Origin of the sequence: Streptomyces sp. NPDC057486, assembly GCF_042802415.1 — a bacterium.
In the GTDB taxonomy this organism is placed as follows: Bacteria; Actinomycetota; Actinomycetes; order Streptomycetales; family Streptomycetaceae; genus Streptomyces; species Streptomyces yanii.
Genome location: NZ_JBHVEE010000051.1, coordinates 26,756 through 46,914 on the forward strand (window position 1 = coordinate 26,756; position 20,159 = coordinate 46,914).

At 70.7% G+C, this 20,159-nt stretch carries 23 protein-coding genes; 15 read left to right on the forward strand and 8 right to left on the reverse strand.

Annotation, left to right across the window (positions count from 1 at the left end; translation table 11 throughout):
• Nucleotides 1–46: 46 nt before the first annotated feature.
• The gene (locus ACFU6I_RS23570; RefSeq protein WP_384370072.1) at nt 47–1,003 is read left to right on the forward strand and encodes a DMT family transporter; all 957 of its coding nucleotides are present in this window, start codon (nt 47–49) and stop codon (nt 1,001–1,003) included.
• Between the two features lie 43 nt (nt 1,004–1,046).
• Here ACFU6I_RS23570 and ACFU6I_RS23575 read toward each other — a convergent pair whose 3' ends face one another.
• The gene (locus ACFU6I_RS23575; RefSeq protein WP_345511852.1) at nt 1,047–1,742 is read right to left on the reverse strand and encodes a pyridoxamine 5'-phosphate oxidase family protein; all 696 of its coding nucleotides are present in this window, start codon (nt 1,740–1,742) and stop codon (nt 1,047–1,049) included.
• 35 nt (nt 1,743–1,777) lie between these two features.
• Between ACFU6I_RS23575 and ACFU6I_RS23580 the strand changes: the two genes are divergently transcribed.
• Nucleotides 1,778–3,109 (forward strand): aminotransferase class I/II-fold pyridoxal phosphate-dependent enzyme, encoded by a 1,332-nt coding sequence (locus ACFU6I_RS23580; protein ID WP_384370075.1) that lies wholly within the window; start codon nt 1,778–1,780, stop codon nt 3,107–3,109.
• Here the strand turns inward: ACFU6I_RS23580 and ACFU6I_RS23585 are convergent.
• Nucleotides 3,100–4,107: a DMT family transporter gene (locus ACFU6I_RS23585; RefSeq protein WP_384370078.1), complete on the reverse strand. Its 1,008-nt coding sequence runs from the start codon at nt 4,105–4,107 to the stop codon at nt 3,100–3,102. The genes ACFU6I_RS23580 and ACFU6I_RS23585 overlap by 10 nt on opposite strands.
• 74 nt (nt 4,108–4,181) lie before the next feature.
• Here ACFU6I_RS23585 and ACFU6I_RS23590 point away from each other — a divergent pair, with 74 nt between their 5' ends.
• The gene (locus ACFU6I_RS23590; RefSeq protein ID WP_384370081.1) at nt 4,182–5,111 is read left to right on the forward strand and encodes a LysR family transcriptional regulator; all 930 of its coding nucleotides are present in this window, start codon (nt 4,182–4,184) and stop codon (nt 5,109–5,111) included.
• 24 nt (nt 5,112–5,135) lie between these two features.
• Here the strand turns inward: ACFU6I_RS23590 and ACFU6I_RS23595 are convergent, their stop codons facing one another.
• A complete protein-coding gene (locus ACFU6I_RS23595; RefSeq protein ID WP_384370084.1) occupies nt 5,136–5,606 on the reverse strand; it encodes a pyridoxamine 5'-phosphate oxidase family protein in 471 nt (156 codons plus the stop codon).
• Nucleotides 5,607–5,749: 143 nt separating this feature from the next.
• Between ACFU6I_RS23595 and ACFU6I_RS23600 the strand changes: the two genes are divergently transcribed.
• Nucleotides 5,750–6,415 (forward strand): cysteine hydrolase, encoded by a 666-nt coding sequence (locus ACFU6I_RS23600; RefSeq protein ID WP_384370087.1) that lies wholly within the window; start codon nt 5,750–5,752, stop codon nt 6,413–6,415.
• Here the strand turns inward: ACFU6I_RS23600 and ACFU6I_RS23605 are convergent.
• Nucleotides 6,399–6,845, reverse strand: coding sequence for a Rieske (2Fe-2S) protein (locus ACFU6I_RS23605; RefSeq protein ID WP_384370090.1), 447 nt, complete (start codon nt 6,843–6,845; stop codon nt 6,399–6,401). The genes ACFU6I_RS23600 and ACFU6I_RS23605 overlap by 17 nt on opposite strands.
• 419 nt (nt 6,846–7,264) lie before the next feature.
• Here ACFU6I_RS23605 and ACFU6I_RS23610 point away from each other — a divergent pair, with 419 nt between their 5' ends.
• From ACFU6I_RS23610 to ACFU6I_RS23645, 8 genes are all read left to right on the forward strand, one after another.
• A complete protein-coding gene (locus tag ACFU6I_RS23610) occupies nt 7,265–7,420 on the forward strand; it encodes a hypothetical protein (protein WP_384370093.1) in 156 nt (51 codons plus the stop codon).
• 177 nt (nt 7,421–7,597) lie between these two features.
• Nucleotides 7,598–8,512: a HipA family kinase gene (locus ACFU6I_RS23615; protein WP_384370096.1), complete on the forward strand. Its 915-nt coding sequence runs from the start codon at nt 7,598–7,600 to the stop codon at nt 8,510–8,512.
• A complete protein-coding gene (locus tag ACFU6I_RS23620; protein WP_384370099.1) occupies nt 8,509–8,892 on the forward strand; it encodes a DUF3037 domain-containing protein in 384 nt (127 codons plus the stop codon). Before ACFU6I_RS23615 ends, ACFU6I_RS23620 begins: the two co-directional genes overlap by 4 nt.
• A gap of 203 nt (nt 8,893–9,095) precedes the next feature.
• Nucleotides 9,096–9,857 (forward strand): 3-oxoacyl-ACP reductase FabG, encoded by a 762-nt coding sequence (gene fabG, locus ACFU6I_RS23625; RefSeq protein WP_345511842.1) that lies wholly within the window; start codon nt 9,096–9,098, stop codon nt 9,855–9,857.
• A gap of 20 nt (nt 9,858–9,877) precedes the next feature.
• Nucleotides 9,878–10,633 (forward strand): SDR family oxidoreductase, encoded by a 756-nt coding sequence (locus ACFU6I_RS23630; RefSeq protein WP_384370102.1) that lies wholly within the window; start codon nt 9,878–9,880, stop codon nt 10,631–10,633.
• 118 nt (nt 10,634–10,751) lie between these two features.
• Entirely contained in the window at nt 10,752–12,332 is a 1,581-nt protein-coding gene (locus tag ACFU6I_RS23635) for an ABC transporter substrate-binding protein (protein ID WP_384370104.1), read from the forward strand.
• 77 nt (nt 12,333–12,409) lie between these two features.
• Nucleotides 12,410–13,093: a uracil-DNA glycosylase gene (locus ACFU6I_RS23640; RefSeq protein ID WP_384370107.1), complete on the forward strand. Its 684-nt coding sequence runs from the start codon at nt 12,410–12,412 to the stop codon at nt 13,091–13,093.
• A 334-nt stretch (nt 13,094–13,427) separates the two neighbouring features.
• A complete protein-coding gene (locus ACFU6I_RS23645) occupies nt 13,428–13,901 on the forward strand; it encodes a hypothetical protein (RefSeq protein ID WP_384370110.1) in 474 nt (157 codons plus the stop codon).
• 100 nt (nt 13,902–14,001) lie between these two features.
• Here the strand turns inward: ACFU6I_RS23645 and ACFU6I_RS23650 are convergent, their stop codons facing one another.
• The 3 genes from ACFU6I_RS23650 to ACFU6I_RS23660 form a co-directional block, all read right to left on the reverse strand.
• Complete coding sequence (locus ACFU6I_RS23650) at nt 14,002–14,448, reverse strand: hypothetical protein (protein WP_384370113.1); 447 nt, start codon at nt 14,446–14,448, stop codon at nt 14,002–14,004.
• Nucleotides 14,449–14,567: 119 nt separating this feature from the next.
• Entirely contained in the window at nt 14,568–15,080 is a 513-nt protein-coding gene (locus ACFU6I_RS23655) for a DinB family protein (RefSeq protein WP_384370116.1), read from the reverse strand.
• A 40-nt stretch (nt 15,081–15,120) separates the two neighbouring features.
• A complete protein-coding gene (locus tag ACFU6I_RS23660) occupies nt 15,121–15,789 on the reverse strand; it encodes a TetR/AcrR family transcriptional regulator (RefSeq protein ID WP_384370119.1) in 669 nt (222 codons plus the stop codon).
• A 76-nt stretch (nt 15,790–15,865) separates the two neighbouring features.
• Here ACFU6I_RS23660 and ACFU6I_RS23665 point away from each other — a divergent pair, with 76 nt between their 5' ends.
• The 3 genes from ACFU6I_RS23665 (at nt 15,866) to ACFU6I_RS23675 (ending at nt 18,461) form a co-directional block, all read left to right on the forward strand.
• Nucleotides 15,866–17,077, forward strand: coding sequence for an FAD-dependent monooxygenase (locus tag ACFU6I_RS23665; protein WP_384370122.1), 1,212 nt, complete (start codon nt 15,866–15,868; stop codon nt 17,075–17,077).
• 45 nt (nt 17,078–17,122) lie between these two features.
• Nucleotides 17,123–18,022, forward strand: coding sequence for a Gfo/Idh/MocA family protein (locus tag ACFU6I_RS23670; protein WP_384370125.1), 900 nt, complete (start codon nt 17,123–17,125; stop codon nt 18,020–18,022).
• A 91-nt stretch (nt 18,023–18,113) separates the two neighbouring features.
• Nucleotides 18,114–18,461, forward strand: a complete 348-nt coding sequence (locus tag ACFU6I_RS23675; RefSeq protein ID WP_327247557.1) for a hypothetical protein — start codon at nt 18,114–18,116, stop codon at nt 18,459–18,461.
• Here ACFU6I_RS23675 and lnt read toward each other — a convergent pair.
• Nucleotides 18,456–20,081, reverse strand: a complete 1,626-nt coding sequence (gene lnt, locus ACFU6I_RS23680; protein ID WP_384370128.1) for an apolipoprotein N-acyltransferase — start codon at nt 20,079–20,081, stop codon at nt 18,456–18,458. The genes ACFU6I_RS23675 and lnt overlap by 6 nt on opposite strands.
• Between the last annotated feature and the right edge of the window lie 78 nt (nt 20,082–20,159).

Below are 20,159 nucleotides of genomic sequence, written 5' to 3' on the forward strand. Positions count from 1 at the left end.
TGCCGAGCCGAGCGACCACCATCTGTCTTCCCCAGGAGAAGTGCACATGTCGAATCCTGCCTCCCGCCTGCCCGTCGGGCGAAGCCTGTTCTATCTGATCGTCGCCGGGGTGGCCTGGGGGACCGCAGGGGCTGCCGCCTCGCTGATCTTCCGGGTCAGCGATCTCGGTCCGCTCGCCCTCTCGTTCTGGCGTTGCGTCGGCGGTCTCGTGCTGCTGCTCGCCGTGCTCGTACTGCGGCCGCGACGCGCAGCCGTCTCCGCCGAGTCGCGGCGGCGCCGCCTGCTGCGCATCCTCGGAACCGGCGTCGGCCTCACCGTGTTCCAGAGCGCGTACTTCGCGGCCGTCGAGGCGACCGGTCTTGCGGTCGGTACCGTCGTGACGCTCGGGGCCGGGCCCGTGCTCATCGCCGTCGGCGCGCGGCTGACCATGGGGGAGCGGCTCGGCGGCGGAGGGCTCGCCGCGGTGCTGGGCGCGCTCGCCGGCCTCGCCGTGCTGGTGCTCGGTGGCGAGGGCGCCGCGGTGCGTCCCGCCGGGGTGGTGCTGGCGTTGCTCTCGGCCTCCGGATACGCCGCCATCACCCTGCTGACCCGGTGGCTCGGCCGCGACGGCGGCGGCTCGGACCCGCTCGCCACCAGCGCGTGGGCCTTCGGGATCGGGGCGCTCGGGCTGCTGCCGATGGCGGCTGCGGAAGGACTCGTGCCGCACACCGCGGACGCCGCCCAGGTGGTGTGGCTCCTGGTGTACGTGGCGGCCGTCCCCACCGCGCTCGCCTACGCGCTCTACTTCGCGGGCGCCGCGGTGGTGCGGGCCGCTACGGTGTCCGTGATCATGCTGCTGGAACCGGTGAGCGCCGCGGTCATCGCCGTCGTCGTGCTCGGGGAGCAGCTCACCGCGGCCACGGTGGTCGGCACGCTCCTGCTCCTCACGGCGGTGGCGGGGCTCGCCGTCGCCGAGACGCGCAGTGCGGCGAGCACCCGCCGCCGGGCGGCCGTTCCTGCCTGACTGTGCCGGGAGCGGCCACCGATGGTGGTCGCCTCCGGGGGCATCAGAGAACGGTCAGATAGTCGGGCACGGCGATGGCCGGATCGAGGTCGTCCGACGGCTGCGGCGCACGGTAGCCGCGGGCCAGCGGAACCACGCCCGCCCAGTGCGGCAGTGCGAGATCGTCCGGATCGTCGTTCGGGCCGCCGGTGCGCACCTTCGCGGAGACCTCGTCGAGGTCCAGCCGGATCACGGCCGTCGCGGCGAGTTCCTTGGCGTTCGCCGGGCGGGAGTCCGCGGTCCGGCCCGGGACGACGTGGTCGACGATCGCGTCGAGCGCGGTACGTCGCTCCTCCGGATCGCTCACCGTGCGGGCGATGCCGTGCACCACCACGGAGCGGTAGTTGATCGAGTGGTGAAAGGCGGAGCGGGCCAGCACCAGCCCGTCGACATGCGTCACCGTGAGGCAGACGGGCAGGCCGGGATCCGTCTCGCCGGCCTGCCGAAGCGGCCGCGAGCCGGTGGAGCCGTGTACGTACAGCCGCTCGCCGATCCGGCCGAAGAGTGTGGGCAGGACGACCGGTGCGCCGTCGCGGACGAAGCCGAGATGGCAGAGGTAGGCCTCGTCGAGTATCGAGTGGACCAGCTCCCTGTCGTAGGAGGCCCGCTCCCGGGAGCGGGTCGGGACGGTCCGCTCGGTCGGTTCGTACGGGGCTGCCGCCTCTGGGCCCGTGGTCTGCGGCGGTGCGGTGTCCGGCATGACAAACTCCATTGCACTAGTGCATAATCATTTTTGTGCTAGAAGAGTATCGGATCGTTGGGCGGCGTGCATCGGAGATTGCCGCGAGTGTCGAGCGAGCGGTCGGGTCGGGCGAGCTCGCGCCCGGGCAAGTCCTGCCGCCCATGCGGGAGTTGGCGGCCCGGCTGGAGGTCAACCCGAATACGGTCGCGGCCGCCTACCGCACCCTTCGCGAGCGCGGGGTGATCGAGACGGCCGGTCGCCGGGGGAGCCGGGTGCGTCCGCGCCCCGCCAGCACGGCGCGTGGCTCGCTCCGGGTCGAGGCGCCGCCCGGGGTGCGCGATCTGGGAGAGGGGAACCCTGATCCGGCGTTGCTGCCACCACTGGACGAGGCGTTCGCGGCGGCCACGCGGGCGTACGGGGAGCGGCCGGGGATGTACGGAGAGGTGCCGGTGGACCCGGAGTTCGCTGCTCTGGCGCGCGCCGCCCTCGACGCGGACGGGGTGCCGGCCGGGCCCGTGGCCGTCACCTCCGGATCCCTGGACGCGATCGAGCGGGTGCTGGTCGCCCACCTCAAGCCCGGTGACGCGGTCGCCCTTGAGGACCCCGGCTGGGGCTCCCTTCTCGATCTCGTACCGGCGCTGGGTCTGCGACCCGTGCCGATCCCCGTGGACGACGAGGGGCCGCTGCCCGACGCCGTCGAAGAGGCGCTGAACGCCGGTGCCCGTGCGCTCGTGGTGACCGACCGTGCGCAGAACCCGACAGGTGCCGCTGTCGGGGAGGCGCGCGCCGCGGACTTGCGCCGCGTTCTCGCCGGTCATCGCGGAGTCCTGCTGATCGAGGACGATCACGGACACGCCATCGTCGATCTGCCGCTGCACCCGCTGGCGGGTGTCACGGACCGGTGGGCGTTCGTGCGGTCGGTCGCCAAGGCGTACGGACCCGATCTGCGGGTTGCCGTGCTGACCGGGGACCCGGTCACGGTCGACCGGGTCCTGGGGCGGCAGGGACTGGGGCCCGGCTGGGTCAGCAGACTGCTGCAGCGGGCGGTGGCGCACCTGCTGACCTCGGGCGCCGTCGACACCGGCGCGGTCGCCCGGTCGTACGGGGAGCGGCGGGACGCGCTCGTCCGGGCGCTGAAGGAGCGCGGTGTCGAGGCGCACGGCCGCAGCGGTATGAATGTGTGGGTGCCGGTGAGCGACGAGACGGGGACCGTCGCCAGGCTGCTGGGCGCGGGCTGGGCGGTGGCGCCCGGGGCGCGGTTCCGGGTCGCCGCACCCCAGGGGGTCCGGCTCACCGTGTCACCGCTCACCGCGGCCGACATCGAGCCGCTGGCGGATGCGGTCGCGGCAGCGGCCGGACCGCTCCGCCCGTTGAATTACGGCTGAGCCGGGTGGCGTTCGGTGGTCGGGCGGGACGGGGCGAGCGGTCCGGGCTTGGGCTTACGGGCTCTGCTCTGGGTCAGGGCGGCGCCCGCCAGGACGATCAGGGCGCCGACCGGGGTGTTCCAGGTCAGCTGTTCACCGAGCAGGGCGACCCCGGCCGCGGTGGCGATGACCGGAATGAAATACGTGACCATCTGTGCGGTCGTCGGCCCGACCTCCTGGACCAGGCCGTACTGCATCAGCACCGCAAGGCCCGTACCGAGCGCCCCCAGTGCGACGACGGCGAGTGTCGGCAGCAGGGGGAAGCCGTCCGGGGCCGATGTGAACAGGGGGGTGACCAGGGCGATCTGCGCGGTGCCGAGGAAGAGCTGGCTGCCGGTCAGGGCGAGGGTGGACGACCCGGTGCCCGCCAGGGTCCTGCGGACGTAGATCCAGCCGACCGGGTAGCTGAGGGAGGCGAGGAGCGCCATCGCCGTCCCGCTGAAGTCCAGCCCGGAGAAGCCCTGCCAGGCGCCCAGCACCGTCAGCACACCGAGGAAGCCGAGGCCGAGTCCCGCCACGCGGCGACGGGTCGGCCGGTCCTCGGACAGCGCGACGAGGGACAGTGCCATGCCCCACAGCGGCGAGGTGGCGTTGCAGATGCCGGCCAGCGTCGACGGGATGGTCAGTTCGGAGTAGGCGAAGAGCGAGAACGGCAGCGCGTTGAGGAAGAACGCGGCGACGGCGAGATGGCCCCAGGTGCGGGCGGTGCGCGGCAGCCGCTCACGGCGCACCACCATGGCGACGGCCAGCACCGCCGTCCCCGACAGCAGTCGGCCGAGCGTCACCTGGAACGGGGCGTACCCCTCGGTGCCGACCTTGATCAGGAGAAAGCTGAAGCCCCAGATGAGCGAGAGTGCCGCGAAACGGATCCGCCAGTCCAGTGCGGGGCGGCGTGCGGAGGAGGGAGCGGGGACACCGGTCGCCCGGGTGGGGGCGGCGGTCGCGGTGCGGGCGGTCATGAGGACAACGATGACAACTTCGACCGCGTAGGACAAGTGAGACTTTGTGGGGGGCTTCGCGTAGCATTGCTTACATGTTGAACCTGGAGCGTCTGCGCACCCTGGACGCCCTCGCGCGCTTCGGTTCGGTGAGCGGTGCGGCCGAGGGCCTGCATGTCACCACGTCGGCGGTCTCCCAGCAGCTCGCCAAACTGGAGCGCGAAGTGGGGCAGCAGCTGCTCGCCAGGAACGGCCGCGGGGTCCGGCTCACCGACGCGGGCCAGTTGCTCGCCGATCATGCCGCGCGGATCCTGTCCCAGGTCGAGCTGGCCCAGTCGGACATCGAGGCCCAGCGCGGAGAGGTGGTGGGCGAAATCCGGCTCGGCGCGTTTCCGACCGCCGCGCGTGGACTGTTCCCGGCGACGCTTGTCACGCTGCGCGCGGACCACCCCGAACTGAAGGTGCGCACGGCCGAGTTGGAGCCGGAAGCCGGCATCCGTGCCGTGATGCGGGGCGATATCGATCTGGCGGTGGTGCTCGACTGGAGCAACAAGAGGCTGCCGGTCCCCGGCGGTCTGGCCATGGCCGAACTGCTCGACGACGCACCAGACATCGCGATGCCGGCCGGTCACCCGCTCGCGGGCCGGGCGGAAGTGGATCTGGAGGACTTCGCCGACGACGACTGGATCTCCTGGCCGGAGGGCGAGTTCTGTCACGACTGGCTGATGTTCACGCTGCGCTCCAAGGGCATCGAGCCGCGCATCGCTCATCTCGCGGGCGAACACCACACCCAGCTCGCGCTGATCGCCGCCGGCGTGGGCGTCTGCGTGGCGCCCCGGCTGGGGCGGGGGGCGGTGCCGGACGGGGTGCGGCTCGTGCCCGTGCGGCAGAAGATGAGGCGGCACGTCCACGCCGTGTGGCGGGTGGACGCGGACCGCCGCCCGTCGATCAGGGCGGCGGTTGCGGCTCTGCGTGCGGCGGGCCGGGAGTTCGACGCTCCGCTGAACGGGGACGGCGTGGCCTGACCTCGTGACGGTGGGGTGGTGGAATCAGGCCGGGTCTGCCAGTTTCCGGAAGTCCCAGGAGGTGATCGTCTCCGGGCTGAGTCGCAGCCACGCGTGCCGCCCGTCGTGCGGCATCACGTCCATCCCGAAGTACTTCGCCGCGAACAGGCGCTCCGGAACGTCCAGTTCGGGACAGTCGTCGCCGGTACGAGGGGCCTCGCCGACGAAGGCTGCCTCGCCCGAGAGTTCGACGCCACGCAGTTCTCCGTACTCCACCCCGTCGTCGACGACCACCGCGATCTTCGGGTCCTGGCACAGCTGTGACCAGCGCAGGGACCGGGTGATCGAGTACAGCCAGAGCGAGGTGCCGTCCCAGGTGAACCAGAGTGCGCCGATGTGCGGGCGGCCGTCGGCGGAGACGGTGGCGACCCGGCAGGTGCGCTGCTCAGTGAGGTACGTGTCGCGTTCCGCGTCCGTCATCATGATCCGACGGCCCCGTCGCTGAATGACGGCCATGGGGCGCCCCTTCCAATTGGCTGACCATGTGTCAGAAATCATGGATCCTCTTCCCTCTCAGCGCAATGGCCGTTAGCCTCGCGCGCCCGGCTGTCGGCAGAAAGGCCGCCGACGGACACCAGGAGCCACAGAGAGGGGCAGCCGTGCCGTCCAGGGAACAGCTCGCCGAGCAGCTCGACCCGGCCACCACCGCTCTCCTGACGGTCGAGTGCCAGCAGGGAGTCGTGGGCCCCGACAGCGCACTGCCCGAACTCGCCGACGAGGCGCGCGGATCCGGCGCCCTCCGGCATGTCGCCCGGCTGGTCGCAGCCGCCCACGAGGCCGGTGTCCAGGTGCTGCACGCGGTCGCCGAACGGCGCCCCGACGGGCGCGGTGCCAACCACAACGCCCGCCTCTTCCGGGCCGCCGGGCGCCTGCCCGTGCAGCAGCACTCCGGCACCACGGCGGTCCGGATTGCCGCGCCCATCGAGGTGGCAGACGAGGACATCGTCGTACGCAGGCTGCACGGCCTCTCGCCCATCGCCGGCACCGATGTGGACGCACTGCTCCGCAATCTCGGCTGCCGAACCCTTGTCGTCGCCGGTGTCTCGGCCAATGTCGCCATCCCCAACGCCGTCTTCGACGCGGTGAATCTCGGGTACACGGCGGTCGTGCCGTCCGACGCCATCGCGGGGGTGCCCGCCGACTACACCCCCGCGATGATCCGTAACACGCTCGCCCTCGTCGCCACCGTCACCACCACGCAGGACGTGCTGGGCTGCTGGCAGAGCCCCCGGAGGGCCGGGGCCCGACCTACGAGGCGAGCGTGATCGAGTCGCCCTCGACCTTGATCGACGCGGCGGGCAGCGGCTCGGTGGCCGGGCCCGCCGACACACTGCCCGTCGCGGCGTCGAACTTACTGCCGTGACACGGGCAGTTGATCGTGCCGTCCGCGACGCTCGACACCGCGCACCCCTGATGCGTGCACTTCGACGAGAACGCCTTGAACTCCCCGGCCTTCGGCTGCGTGACGACGACACCCTTGTCGGCGAAGACCTTCCCGCCGCCCTCGGGGATGTCGGCGGTCTTCGCCAGGACGCCCGCAGCGCCGCCGGCACCGGCCTGTTCGACGGCAGTCGAGCCGCCCGAGTCCTTCGAGCCGCCGCACGCGGTGAGTACGGCGGCCACTCCGACGGCACCGGCGGCTGCGACGACGGTGCGACGCCCGGGACGGACCTCGTGCTCCTGCGATGCGCTCATGCTGGCATTCCCTTCCGCAGTGTTCATGGCTTCGACCAGGGATACGTGCGGTCGATGTCCCATGTTCAACGACCGCGGGATTTCCCCAGGAGGTCCCGCTCCGGGACCAATGGATGGCCGCAGTCTTCTCCTGGGTGACCAGGCGGGTCGACCCGGAGGGCGGCAGCACCGTGTGCGGTCGTCCCGCCGCCGGCAGCGTGACGGAGAGCCCCAGCGTGCGGGCGACGGTCACATGTCCTGCGGGTCAGGACGTGCAGCTCGACGCCGATGAGGGGGCCGGCCGAGGGGGTCGAGGAGACGGTGCGGGGCGGCGGCGCGGCCGAGGCGGTCGCCGCGATGGCGGTGGGCGTTGTGGATGCCCTGGATCCGGGCGCCCTTGCCGTACGGGTTGGCGGGGCCTCGTATCGGGCGACCCCGTCGTGCATGACATGCTGCTCGCCCGGCATCTGGTCAAGGGCATGTCCCTTATGTTCAGGAGCAGTTGTTGGTCGCTCCGGCCGGCCTCCTCGGGTGGTGCTTGCGCCCACCGGCCGACGATGCTCTCCTTCGAGCTGCTGTGGTTCCTGGGCGGATGAGGCGATCGCGGCCCCTACGCTGGTGGTGGGAGCCCGCCGATGGTTGTGGGGGCGGGGGTGCCTCTCGGCTGAAACTCCCCAGATTCTCCCCGGGCCTCCGGGCTGCTGAGTCAGGCGACGGAGGTGAGGGTCATGTCCCTTTGATGGCAAGGCTGGATGAACGGATAGCCTGGTAAAATGCTCATGGAAGTCACAGCGACCCGCTATGTCACGCCCCTGCGTGAGGGCGGCTCACTCCCCGGGATCGTCGAGGCCGACGATCTCGGTACCTACGTCATGAAGTTCACCGGCGCCGGACAGGGCCGCAAGACCCTCGTCGCGGAGGTCATCTGCGGGGAACTCGGCCGGCGACTGGGACTGCGGGTCCCGGAGCTCGTCACCATCCAGCTCGACCCGGTCATCGGGCTCGCGGAGCCGGACCAAGAGGTGCAGGAACTGCTCAAGGCGAGCGGCGGACTGAATCTCGGAATGGACTATCTGCCCGGCTCGATCGGGTTCGATCCGCTCGCCTATCAGGTGGACCCGGCAGAGGCCGGGAAGATCGTGTGGTTCGATGCGTTGATCAACAATGTCGACCGGTCGTGGCGGAACCCCAATATGCTGGTCTGGCACGGGGACGCCTGGCTCATCGATCATGGCGCCACGATGATCTGGCACCACAACTGGCCGGGTGCGCAGGCCTCCGCGGCCAAGCCGTACAACGCCTCCGATCATGTGCTCGCGCCCTTCGGCCCGGACATCGCCGCCGCAGCCGCCGAGCTCGCCCCGCTCGTCACCGAGCAGCTGCTGACCGAGGTGACCGCCGAGGTGCCCGACGAATGGCTGGTCGACGAGCCCGGTTTCGACACGACGGATGCGCTGCGCCGCGCCTATGTGGAGCCGCTGCTGGCGCGCGCCGCCACCATCCACGAGCGGATCTCGATGGACGCGCCCATGAGGACGACGCCGTCCCGCGCGCCGGGGTGGCTGACCGAGCGACTCACTCCGTGGCCGCATCCCACGAAGAAGGACCGCGCCGAGAAGGCGGCGGCGGAGAAGGCGGCGGCCGGGCGGGCCGACGAGGCGCAGAGCAGCGAGGACGACAGTCAGTGAGCAAGCGTGATGTCTTCGAGTACGCGCTGCTGCGCGTCGTGCCCCGGGTCGAGCGCGGTGAGTGCTTCAACGCGGGCGTGCTGGTGTACTGCCGAGCCAAGTCCTTCGTGGCGGCCCGCACCCATCTCGACGAGGGCAAGCTGAGGGCGCTCGACCCGAACGCCGACGTGGTCGGGGTCCGGGCGGCGCTGCGGGCCGTCGAGGGTGTCTGTGGTGGTGGCGACGCGGCCGGCCAGGCCGCCGGTGACGACGCCGGGCGGCGCTTTCGCTGGCTGATCGCCCCGCGCTCCACGGTGGTCCAGCCGAGTGCCGTGCACAGCGGACTCACCGCCGATCCGGAGGCCGAGGTCGAGCGGCTGCTCGACCTGCTGGTGCGCTGATCCGGCCACCGTCGGCGCCGCCCGCAGGACCCTGCGGTCGCGGCGCCGTCCGGTGTGACATGCACTGCTGCGCCCGTGGGCCGTTGACACCGAGTGCCAGGGCTTCTAGCGTCTCGTCTGCTGAAGGTACTAAGCGGTTGCTCAGTCATCGGGAACTTCCTGACGTCCGCTGAGCCGCGATCCAAGGGCGAGGAGAACCAAGCATGTCCACCACCGAGCAGCGTGTCGCCATCGTGACGGGAGCGGCGCGAGGCATTGGCGCCGCCACCGCGGTACGCCTGGCGGCCGAGGGCCGCGCCGTCGCCGTACTCGACCTCGACGAGGCGGCCTGCAAGGACACCGTCGAGAAGATCACTGCCGCCGGGGGCACCGCCCTCGCCGTCGGCTGCGACGTGTCGGACAGCGCCCAGGTGGAGGCCGCCGTGGCGCGGGTCGTCGCCGAGCTCGGTGCGCCGACGATCCTCGTCAACAACGCGGGCGTGCTCCGCGACAACCTGCTCTTCAAGATGAGCGAGTCCGACTGGGACACCGTGATGAACGTGCACCTGAAGGGCGCGTTCCTGATGGCCAAGGCCGTCCAGAAGCACATGGTGGACGCCAAGTTCGGCCGTATCGTCTCGCTGTCCTCGTCCTCGGCGCTCGGCAACCGCGGTCAGGCGAACTACTCCGCCGTCAAGGCCGGTCTGCAGGGCTTCACCAAGACCCTCGCCAAGGAACTCGGCAAGTTCGGCATCACCGCCAACGCCGTCGCCCCCGGCTTCATCGTCACCGAGATGACCGCGCAGACCGCGGCCCGGGTCGGCATGGGATTCGAGGAGTTCCAGGCTGCCGCCGCGACTCAGATCCCCGTGCAGCGCGTGGGCCGCCCGGAGGACATCGCCAACGCCATCGCCTTCTTCACCGGCGACGACGCGGGCTTCGTCTCCGGCCAGGTCATGTATGTCGCCGGCGGACCGCTCAACTGACCCGAAGGACAGCAGACATCATGACTGTGCAGGACAGCGGAAAGGTCGCGCTCATCACGGGCGCGAGCCGGGGGATCGGTTACGGAATCGCGGAGGCGCTGGTCGCCCGCGGCGACCGGGTGTGCATCACCGGGCGCGGCGAGGACGCCCTCAAGGAGGCCGTCGAGAAGCTGGGCTCCGACCGGGTCATCGCCGTCGCGGGCAAGGCGCACGACGAGGCGCACCGGGCGGCGGCGGTCGAGCGCACCATGGAGGCGTTCGGCCGCCTGGACTTCCTGGTCAACAACGCAGGTACGAACCCGGTGTTCGGCCCGATCGCCGAGCTCGACCTCAATGTCGCGCGCAAGGTCTACGAGACCAATGTGATCTCGGCGCTCGGCTTCGCCCAGCAGACGTGGAAGGCCTGGCAGAAGGAGAACGGCGGGGCGATCGTCAATATCGCCTCGGTCGCCGGTGTCTCGGCCTCGCCCTTCGTCGGCGCGTACGGCATGAGCAAGGCGGCCATGGTCAATCTGACCCTGCAGCTGGCGCACGAGTTCGCCCCGGGCGTCCGGGTCAACTCGATCGCTCCGGCCGTGGTCAGGACCAAGTTCGCCGCGGCGCTGTACGAGGGGCGCGAGGAGGAGGCGGCAGCCGCCTATCCGCTCGGCCGGCTCGGTGTCCCCGCGGACATCGGCGGAGCCGCCGCGTTCCTCACGTCGAGCCAGTCCGACTGGATCACCGGACAGACGCTGGTGGTCGACGGAGGCATCTTCCTGAATGCGGGCGTGGGCTGAGCGCAGCCTGCTCCGGTTTGGCCCTGATTGACTCAAGTGCCCCGTCGGACCTGCGGATTGACCCGACGGGGCGCTGCGGTATGGTCTGCCGATCCATGGCTGATCGAGGAGCGTGCACGTGTTCTACCGGGCCAGGCTGCAGGCTGCTGCAGCCCTTGCTTCCCTTTCTCTGCTGGCCGGCTGCGGTCTGCTTTCCAACGATGACTCGGAGGCGAAGCAGAAGATAGCCGTCGGTACCACGAGTGAGCCCTCCACCCTCGATCCGGCGGCGGCATGGGACAACTCGTGGGAGCTGATGCGGAACGTCTTCCAGACCCTGGTGAGCTTCCCCACCGGCAGTACGAGTCCGGAGCCCGACGCCGCGGACTCCTGTGTGTTCACGGACCGGACCAGCACGGCCTACCGCTGCACGCTCAAGGAGGGCCTGAAGTTCTCCAATGGGGACAAGCTCGACGCCGAGGCTGTGAAGTACTCCATCGACCGGATCAGGACCATCAAGGTCAAGGGCGGCCCCCTTGGCATGCTCGGCTCGCTCGACCGGGTCGAGACCAAGGGCGACGACACCGTCGTCTTCCACCTGAACAGGCCGGACGCCACGTTCCCGTTCATTCTGGCCACCCCTGCGATGTCCCTCGTGGCGCCCAGCGACTACCCGAAGGACAAGCTCCGCGAGGACGGCAAGGTCACCGGATCGGGCCCGTACCTCCTGGACAGCTACGTGCCGGGGGACCGGGCCGAGCTGGTGAAGAACCAGGGCTACAAGGGCTTCGCCAACCGCAAGAACAACGCCGTGACCATCCGGTACTTCAAGGGGTCCGCCCCCCTGGTCGACGCACTGAAGAAGAACCAGGTCGACGCCACCTACCGCGGTCTCACCGCGGAGGAGGTGGTGAACCTCGAGGACAACAAGGGAAAGAACAGCAAGCTGCAGTTGATCGAGACCGTCGGCGCCGACATCCGCTTCCTGGTCTTCAACCCCGACGACCCGGCTGCCGGGAACCCCGCCGTCCGCCGGGCCGTCGCACAGCTCGTCGACCGGGACGCGCTCGTCGCCAAGGTCTACCAGGGCACCGCCGAGCCTCTGTATTCCATGATCCCCAAGGGTATCGCCGGCCACACCACCAGTTTCTTCGACACCTTCGGCAACCCGAGCCGGCAGAAGGCCAAGCAGATCCTGGTCAAGGCGGGCATCACCGAGCCCGTCGCGATGACGTTCTGGTACACCACCGACCGGTACGGCTCGTCGACGGAACCCGAGTTCGGTGAGCTGAAGCATCAGCTGGAAGCGTCGGGTCTGTTCAAGATCACGCTGAAGGGCCTGCCGTGGAAGAAGTTCCAGGAGGGCTTCACCAAGGGGCAGTACCCGGTCTTCGGCCGCGGCTGGTTCCCGGACTTCCCGGACCCGGACAACTTCATCGCTCCCTTCGTGGGCAAGGAGAGTGTCACCGGGATGCCGTACGACAAGACCGAGATCACCCAGCACCTGCTGCCGCAGACCCGCCAGGAGAGCGACCGGGGCGCGGTCAGTAAGCAGTTCGAGCAGGCTCAGAACATCCTGGTCGACGACGTCCGGCTGCTGCCTCTGTGGCAGGGCAAGCTCTATGTCGCGGCGGGCGAGGACATCGGTGGCGGCGAGCGCGCCCTGGACCCGCAGACGGTCATGCAGTTGTGGGAGCTGTACCGCAAGGCCAGCTGGTAGGACTCGCCCGGCCGGTTGTCAGTGGCCCCCGGTAGGTTCTGTGGTCAAGAACTGATTGCGTACCGGAGGTTGTTGAAGTGACTGACACCGACCTGCTGCCCGAGTCCTGGCGCGGCGTCCTCGGCGAAGAGCTGCAGAAGCCGTACTTCAAGGAGCTCACCGAGTTCGTCGAGGAGGAGCGGGCCAAGGGGCCGGTCTACCCGCCCCGCGAGCAGGTCTTCGCGGCGTTGGAAGCCACTCCGTACGACAAGGTGAAGGTCCTGGTCCTCGGCCAGGACCCGTACCACGGCGAGGGGCAGGGGCACGGGCTGTGCTTCTCCGTGCGGCCCGGCGTCAGGACACCGCCGTCCTTGCGGAACATCTACAAGGAGATGAAGGAGGAGCTCGGCCTGCCGGTCCCGGACAACGGGTATCTGATGCCGTGGGCCGAGCAGGGCGTCCTGCTGCTCAACGCCGTGCTGACGGTCCGCGCCGGCGAGGCCAACTCGCACAAGGGCAAGGGCTGGGAGAAGTTCACGGACGCGGTGATCCACGCGGTGTCCACGAGGCCCGATCCGGCGGTCTTCGTGCTCTGGGGCAACTACGCCCAGAAGAAGCTCCCGCTGATCGACGAGGAGCGCCATGTGGTGGTGAAGGGCGCACATCCGTCTCCGCTGTCCGCGAAGAAGTTCTTCGGCTCCCGTCCGTTCACGCAGATCAACGAGGCGGTCGCGGCGCAGGGACACCCGGCCATCGACTGGCGTATCCCCGACCTGGGCTGACCTGCCCGGAGCCGCCCGACGAGTCCCGGGCTCCCGGTCGTCTCCGTCGGGGCACGGCGTGGCCGCGCCCGGGCCGTACGGCACCTCGCCGCCTTGTCGGAACGCCCGGATGTGCGCGGTATCAGGGCGCTCCGCCGCCCTGCGATGCACCGCATCCGACGCCGCTCGCTGTTCCGCCGGGGATTACGGGACAGCCCTTAGCCCGAGCCTGAGCGGGATTGCCGGTGCCAGCCGCTAGCGTCGCCGTGACCGGGATCGAACGGGCTCCACCGGGCCCGACCGACGTCGACCGGGGCGAACCGGGGACGGCTGGACACATGCGAGGGAGACCGCGGTGACGGAGCAGCAGGAGGCGTCGACGGATGCCGTCATGACCAGGATCGGCCAGGCGATCATGCTGCTCCACGGCGGCGACCGGGAAGAGGCCCGTAACCGCTTCGGGGCGATCTGGGCGGAGATCGGTGAGGAGGGCGACGCCCTGCACCGCTGCACCCTCGCGCACTACATGGCCGACACCCAGGACGATCCCGGTGACGAACTGGCATGGGATCTGAGGGCGTTGACCGCCGCCGACGGGCTCTCCGACGGGCGCGTCGCGGAACACGGGGACTCGCTCGCGGTGCGGGCCTTCTATCCCTCGCTCCACCTGAACCTTGCGGCGGACTATGTGAAGCTCCAGCGCCCCGACGCGGCCCGGGTCCATCTGGACCGGGCCCGGAAGGCGTCGGAGGCTCTCGCGGACGACGGGTACGGGGGAGGGGTGCGCGCGGCGATCGGCCGGCTGGAGCGGCGGCTTCGGGAGCTGTGAGCCGAGGTCGGTCGCGGATCGTTGCGGCCCGTCCGTTGTCTGCGGACCGCAACGGTCCGAGTCGGCCGGATCCCGGCGGGATCCGCGACCGACGGTGCGTTCAGCGGCCGTAGGTGTCCTCACAGATCCGGGCCGCGGGGCTGCCCGCGGACCAGCCCCCGTAGCCCCGGCCGAGCGCGCAGACATTCGTCCCGGTGATGGGGGCTGTCGGCGGATTCAGCACCCGCGCGGCTGCGGGCGGGGCATGACGAGGCCGGGGGATCCCGACGTGCTCCCGCTGCTGCGGGGCGCGTGGCGCGGTGCGTCGGGTGTCCGACGGCGCCTTCGTCGGCCGGCCGGAGGCCTTCGGCGACGGCTTCGGGTCGGGGACCGCCTCCAGGCTGTCCCGGACCGGCGGACCCACGATCTGGGGCGCCAGGTCCTGTGCGGGCCTGCTGGTCTCGGGCCGGGGCGCAATGCCCGACCGGGGCTCCACGGACACACAGCCGGTGACGGCAGTGACTGCCACGCCGACCAGGAGCTTCACGGTGATACTGGTTCGCTGCACCTGGGCAACTCTGCTGTGCGGGCAGGGCGCCGCGCGAGCCGGCCGGTGATGATTGGCCCTCACGAGTGACCCCGGTCAGCGCAACACCCCGGCTGCCGACCGGATGCGTGGGATTCGGGTCAGTCGCCGGTAGCGCCGTCGATCCGTTCCCGGACCAGGTCGGCGTGGCCGTTGTGCCGCGCGTACTCCTCGATCATGTGGGTGTAGATCCAGCGCAGGTTGAAGTGCTCGCCCTTGCGGCTGCGGCCGATCGACAGGTCGTCGAGCCCGTGCTTCGCGGCGATCTCCCGGGCCGCGTCGATCTCCGCCCGCCACGTGGTCCCGGCCTCCTCCCAGGTGTCCGCCTCGGTGGGGTGGAAGTCGCCGTCCTCGTCCTCCGCGGTGCAGTACAGCGACTTCGCTTCCTCGCCGGCCATGACGTTGCGGAACCAGTGGCGCTCCACCTCCGACATGTGCCGTACGAGCCCGAGCAGGCTGAGCTGCGACGGCGGTACGGACGTCTCCCGCAGCTGGGCGTCGGTGAGCCCCGCACATTTCAGCGCGAGCGTGTCGCGGTGATAGGCGAGCCAGCCCTCGAGCATCGGGCGTTCGGCGGCTGTGATGGCGGGTTCGGAGCGCTCGTCTGCGATCATGCGAGGCATTCTTTCCCAGTGACCAAGACCTGGCCAGATGTTATTCGCAGGGGGGTGTCAGCAAGCCGCGCAGCAGTTCGGCGAAGCCGGTGCGCAGCTCTTCCTCGGTCGGTACGGACCGGTGGTACGACCCCGCGGCGCACGAGAACATCAGACCTTCGCACCAGGCCACCAGGGAGAGGGCGTGTCGCTCGGGCTCGGCAGAACCGGCTGCCGTCATCAGCGCCACCAGGGGTTCGCGGAACTGTCGGCCGGTCGCGTCGAAGAACTCCCGAAGCTCCGGGCGCCGGGTGGCCTCCAGGGCCAGTTCGTAGCGGCAGATGAGCAGGTGGGGGTGGCGGGTCAGGTATCGGTGCAGGGCCGAGGCGAGGCTGCCGACGAGCGCGTCGACGCCGTGGGGCGGCCCGCCCGCGGGTCCGGCGTCCGGTGCGCCGCCCGGCCTGCCCTCGGTCCTGGCCCCGGGCACCGGAAGTTCGCCCGGAGCCAGGACCTGCGCCTCGCGCTCCGCCAGGCGCCGCACCGTCGCCTCCAGGAGCGCCTGCCGGGTGCGCGCGTAGTTGGATGTCGAGCCCTGGGGGATGCCGGCGCGTTCGTCGACTGCCCGGTGGGTGAGCCCTCGCATCCCGCGCTCGGCGAGAAGTGCCAGGGCTGCATCGGTGATCAGGTCCGCCCGGGAGGCGCCGCCGGTGCGTGTGGTGCTGGTGGCCATGGGATCAACCTACCGCTTTGACTACACCTGTAGTACGTTGATCTCGTCACTACAGATGTAGTTTCGAGGAGGAGTCATGGACAAGCCCCATGCGGTCGTCATCGGCAGCGGAATCGGCGGCCTCACCGCCGCCGTGGCCCTCCACCGGCGCGGCTGGCGGGTCACCGTCCTGGAGCGGGCGGCCTCGCTGGAGCCCGTCGGCGCAGGCATCAGCCTGGCCCCCAACGCGCAGCGCGCCCTGGACGTCATCGACCTCGGTGACCGGGTCCGGTCCCTGGCCGCCTGGCAGGGCGACGGCGGTATGCGCCGTCCGAGCGGCCGCTGGATCTCCCGGACGGACAGCGCTGCGGCGACCGAGCGGTTCGGCGGAGCGATCGTCCTGCTGCACCGTGCGACCCTGATCGATGCTCTCGTGGCCGAACTGCCCGCATCCGTGATCCGAACCGGAACGACGGCGGAACTCATGAACCCGGGCGCCGCGGGCGGCGCCCGCGCCGTGGTCGGGACGCCCACCGCGGACATCGAGGCCGACCTCGTCATCGCAGCCGACGGCATCAACTCGGCCGTACGCACACACCTCTTCCCCGATCACCCCGGGCCGTCGTACGCCGGCTTCACCACCTGGCGCGTCGTCGTCCCCGCGCCCGAGCAGCCCTTCGCCCCGCACGAGACCTGGGGCCGCGGCGCCCTCTGGGGCACCCAGCCGCTCAAGGACGGCCGGATCTACGCGTACGCAGCCGCGGTCGCCCCCGCCGGGGCCCGGGCCGCAGACGACGAGAAGGCGGAGCTGCTGCGCCGCTTCGGCGCGTGGCACGATCCGATTCCCGGGATCATCGCCGCCGTCGAACCCGACCGGGTCCTCCGCAACGATGTGCACCATCTGATCGACCCGCTGCCCGCATTCCACCGGGGCCGGACCGTCCTGGTCGGCGACAGCGCCCACGCCATGACGCCCAGCCTCGGACAGGGCGGCAATCAGGCCATCGAGGACGCAATCGTGCTCGCTCACCATGCGGCGCCCGACGCCGACCTCGGGACGGCGCTCGCCGCATACAGCGCGGACCGGCTCCCCCGGACGGGCGCCATCGTCCGCAAGGCTGCCCAGGTGGCCCGTCTGATGCGCCTGACCAGCGCCACCTCCGTCGGGGTGCGCGACACGCTCATGTCCGCCGTGTCCCGGCTCGGGCCGGCTCTGGTGCTGCGTACCTTCGACGGCATCGCGGACTGGCAGCCGCCGCAGCACACGTATGCTGCCCGGGCGAAGGACATGCATATGACACGGCGTTAGGCCGCCCCCCAATTGCCGGTCGGTCTCAGTCAGAGGGAGAACCCAGTGAAGGTCGGCTGCATCGGGCTCGGCGACATCGCGCAGAAGGCATATCTGCCGGTCCTCACCACCCTGCCCGGGGTCGAACTGCATCTGCAGACCCGCACTCCCTCCACCCTCGCCGCCGTCGCCGCGTCCCACCGGATCCCGCCGGAACAGTGCCACTCCGAGCTCGACTCGCTGATCGCCCAGGACCTGGACGCCGCCTTCGTCCACGCCCCGACCTCCGTACACCCGGAGATCACCGACCGCCTGCTCCGGGCCGGTGTCCCCACGTACGTGGACAAGCCGCTCGCCTACGAACTCGCCGATTCCGAGCGGCTGGTCAACCTCGCCGAGGAGCGCGGTGTCAGCCTGGCCGTCGGCTTCAACCGGCGGTTCGCCCCCGGCTACGCACAGTGCATCGAGCACCCGCGCGAGCTGATCCTCATGCAGAAGAACCGGGTGGGCCTGCCCGAGGAGCCGCGCACCATGGTGCTCGACGACTTCATCCATGTCGTCGACACCCTGCGCTTCCTGGTGCCGGGGCCGGTCGAGCACACCGTCGCACGGGCGCGGATCCGCGAAGGTCTGATGCATCATGTCGTGCTGCAGCTGTCCGGAGACGGATTCACCGCCATCGGCGCGATGAACCGGCTCAGCGGCTCGACGGAGGAGCGGCTCGAGGTCTCCGGGCAGGACTCCAAGCGTGAGGTCGTCAACCTTGCCGAGGTGATCGACCACAAGGGGCAGCCGAGCCTGCGGCGGCGTGGTGACTGGGTGCCGGTGGCCCGTCAGCGCGGCATCGAGCAGTGCGTGCTGTCCTTCCTGGACGCCGTGCGCGCCGGGAGGCTGCTGAGCGCCCGGGACGCCCTTGAGACGCACGAACTGTGCGAGCGCATTCTGCGGGACCTGGACTGGGCGTAGCGAAACCGCTGGTCAGGGTGGGTCCGGATGCGTCCCGCACGGGCCGGATGCAGGCTGGGGGGATGGACCGCCAGCCCGTGGAGGTGACCTGGTGAAGCCCCACGACGAGCCACAGGGGTGGGGTGCTCTCCAGCCGCCGCCCGGCTACTACTCGGCGGACGGGCGGCCACCCGACGCGATGCAGCGGGCCCTGATCCTGGACTGGGCGGTCAATCAGCGGATCGCGAGCGGCTGGCGGGTGGAGTCGCGTGCCGAGACGCAGGTCGTCATGGTCCGCGGGCAGCCGCTGAACCACGTGCTGCACGCCCTGCTCATGGTGTTCAGCTGCTTCCTGTGGGGCGCCGTGTGGGTGGCGCTGGCCGTGACGAACAAGGTCGAGCGGGTTGCCCTCACCGTCGACGCACAGGGGCACATCGTCTCCGTCAACGCCCCGTCATGACCGGCCCGCCGGAGCGGTCGCACCCACCGATTCCACCCGGGTCCGCCGCCGGAGCGACCGCACACCCTCATAGGCGCAGAACGCCGCCAGCACTCCGAGCGCACCCTGCGCCGGCCAGTCGCCCAGCCGGACATAGAGCGTGGTGCCGGTGGCCAGCGGTACGTCGAACACGGCGGCCGCGCTGGTGTCCGTACCGAGCGGGGTGCCGATGCGACGCCCCTGTGCGTCGTACACCGTGCTGATCCCGGTGAGTGTGGCGTGCACCATCGGGCGGCCGCTCTCCGCCGCCCGGAGGGCGCCCAGCGAGGCGTGCTGGGCCGGCGCCCAGCTGTGCTGGAACGTGGACGTCGACGACTGGGCGATCAGCATCTGTGCCCCGTCCTCGGCAAGCCGCCTGCTCATGTCGGGGAACGCCGACTCGAAGCAGATCAGCGGACCTATGCGGAGCCTCTCCGCTCCGGCCCGGGATCGCGAGGAGTGCACCGGGGACGGCTGCTCGGGAACGGACATCACCACCTGCCGGGTCCCGCGCAGCCGGTCCTCGCCCGCCGCCTTGCCCACCGACGTCACCCAGCCGAGCACCGAACGAGCCGGAATGTACTCGCCGAACGGCACCAGACGCATCTTGTCGTAGCGGTCCCCGGTCCGGCCGTCCGGCCCCACCAGCACCGCACTCTTGAAGATCCCCGTCCGGCCCGAGGCGTGGGTCTGCCGGGCATCCATATTGACCAGTACATCCGCGCCGACCTCGCGTGACAGCTTCGCGATCCTGGCTGCGAGATCCGGGCGTTGTGACAGGTCCTCGCCGACGCTGCTCTCGCCCCAGACGACCAGGTCGAGGTGCCGTCCCACCAGCGTGCGGGTCAGCTGCTCGCTGCGGGCGAAACGCAGCTCCACGCTGTTCGACCCTTCGACGACACCGGGTTGTACGACAGCGATCCGGGCCGTTCCCGCGGGCTCCGGCTGCGGCGCCCACCTCCATATCGCGCCCACTGCCAGGGCGCCCACCACGATGCCGACCGCCGCAGCGGTCCGGGCGGCGGACGTCACGAGCAGCAGGGCGACCGCGGTGTTAACCCCCACCACCAGGAGGCTCACCAGCCACACCCCTCCCACCGATGCCACCCGGAGCGCCACGGGCACCTGCCACTGGCTTGCGCCGAGCAGCCCCCAGGGGCCGCCGAGCGCATCCCAGGAGCGGGCCAGTTCGATCATCAGCCAGCCGGACGGGACCACGATCAGGGCCGCCCCGAACCTCGCGACGGACGGCGATCCGCCCAGCAGCCGGGAGACCAGCAGCCCCCACGGCGCCCAGAGCAGACCGAGGAGCGCCGCCAGTATCAGCAGGAACACATGCAGGCTCGGCAGCAGCCAGTTGTGCACCGCGAGCAGGTAGCCCGTACCGCCGAGCCAGCCGTCGAGTGCGGCCCGCCGGCCCGTACCGGCCGACCGGATCAGCAGCAGCCACGGCACCAGCGCGACATACGCGAACCACCACAGAGCCGGGGCGGGAAAGGCGAGTGCGGGCAGTGCACCCGCGAGCAGCACAGCACCACCGCGCCACCAGGGCGACCGGAGCAGGCGCTCCCGCTGCTCACGCCGAACGGCCGGAATCCGCATGCCGCGCCTCCTCGTCCTGCCCGGTGAGCACAGTTCCTCTCCTCCTTCCCCAGTGTGGGGGGAGGGGAACGGCCGCGG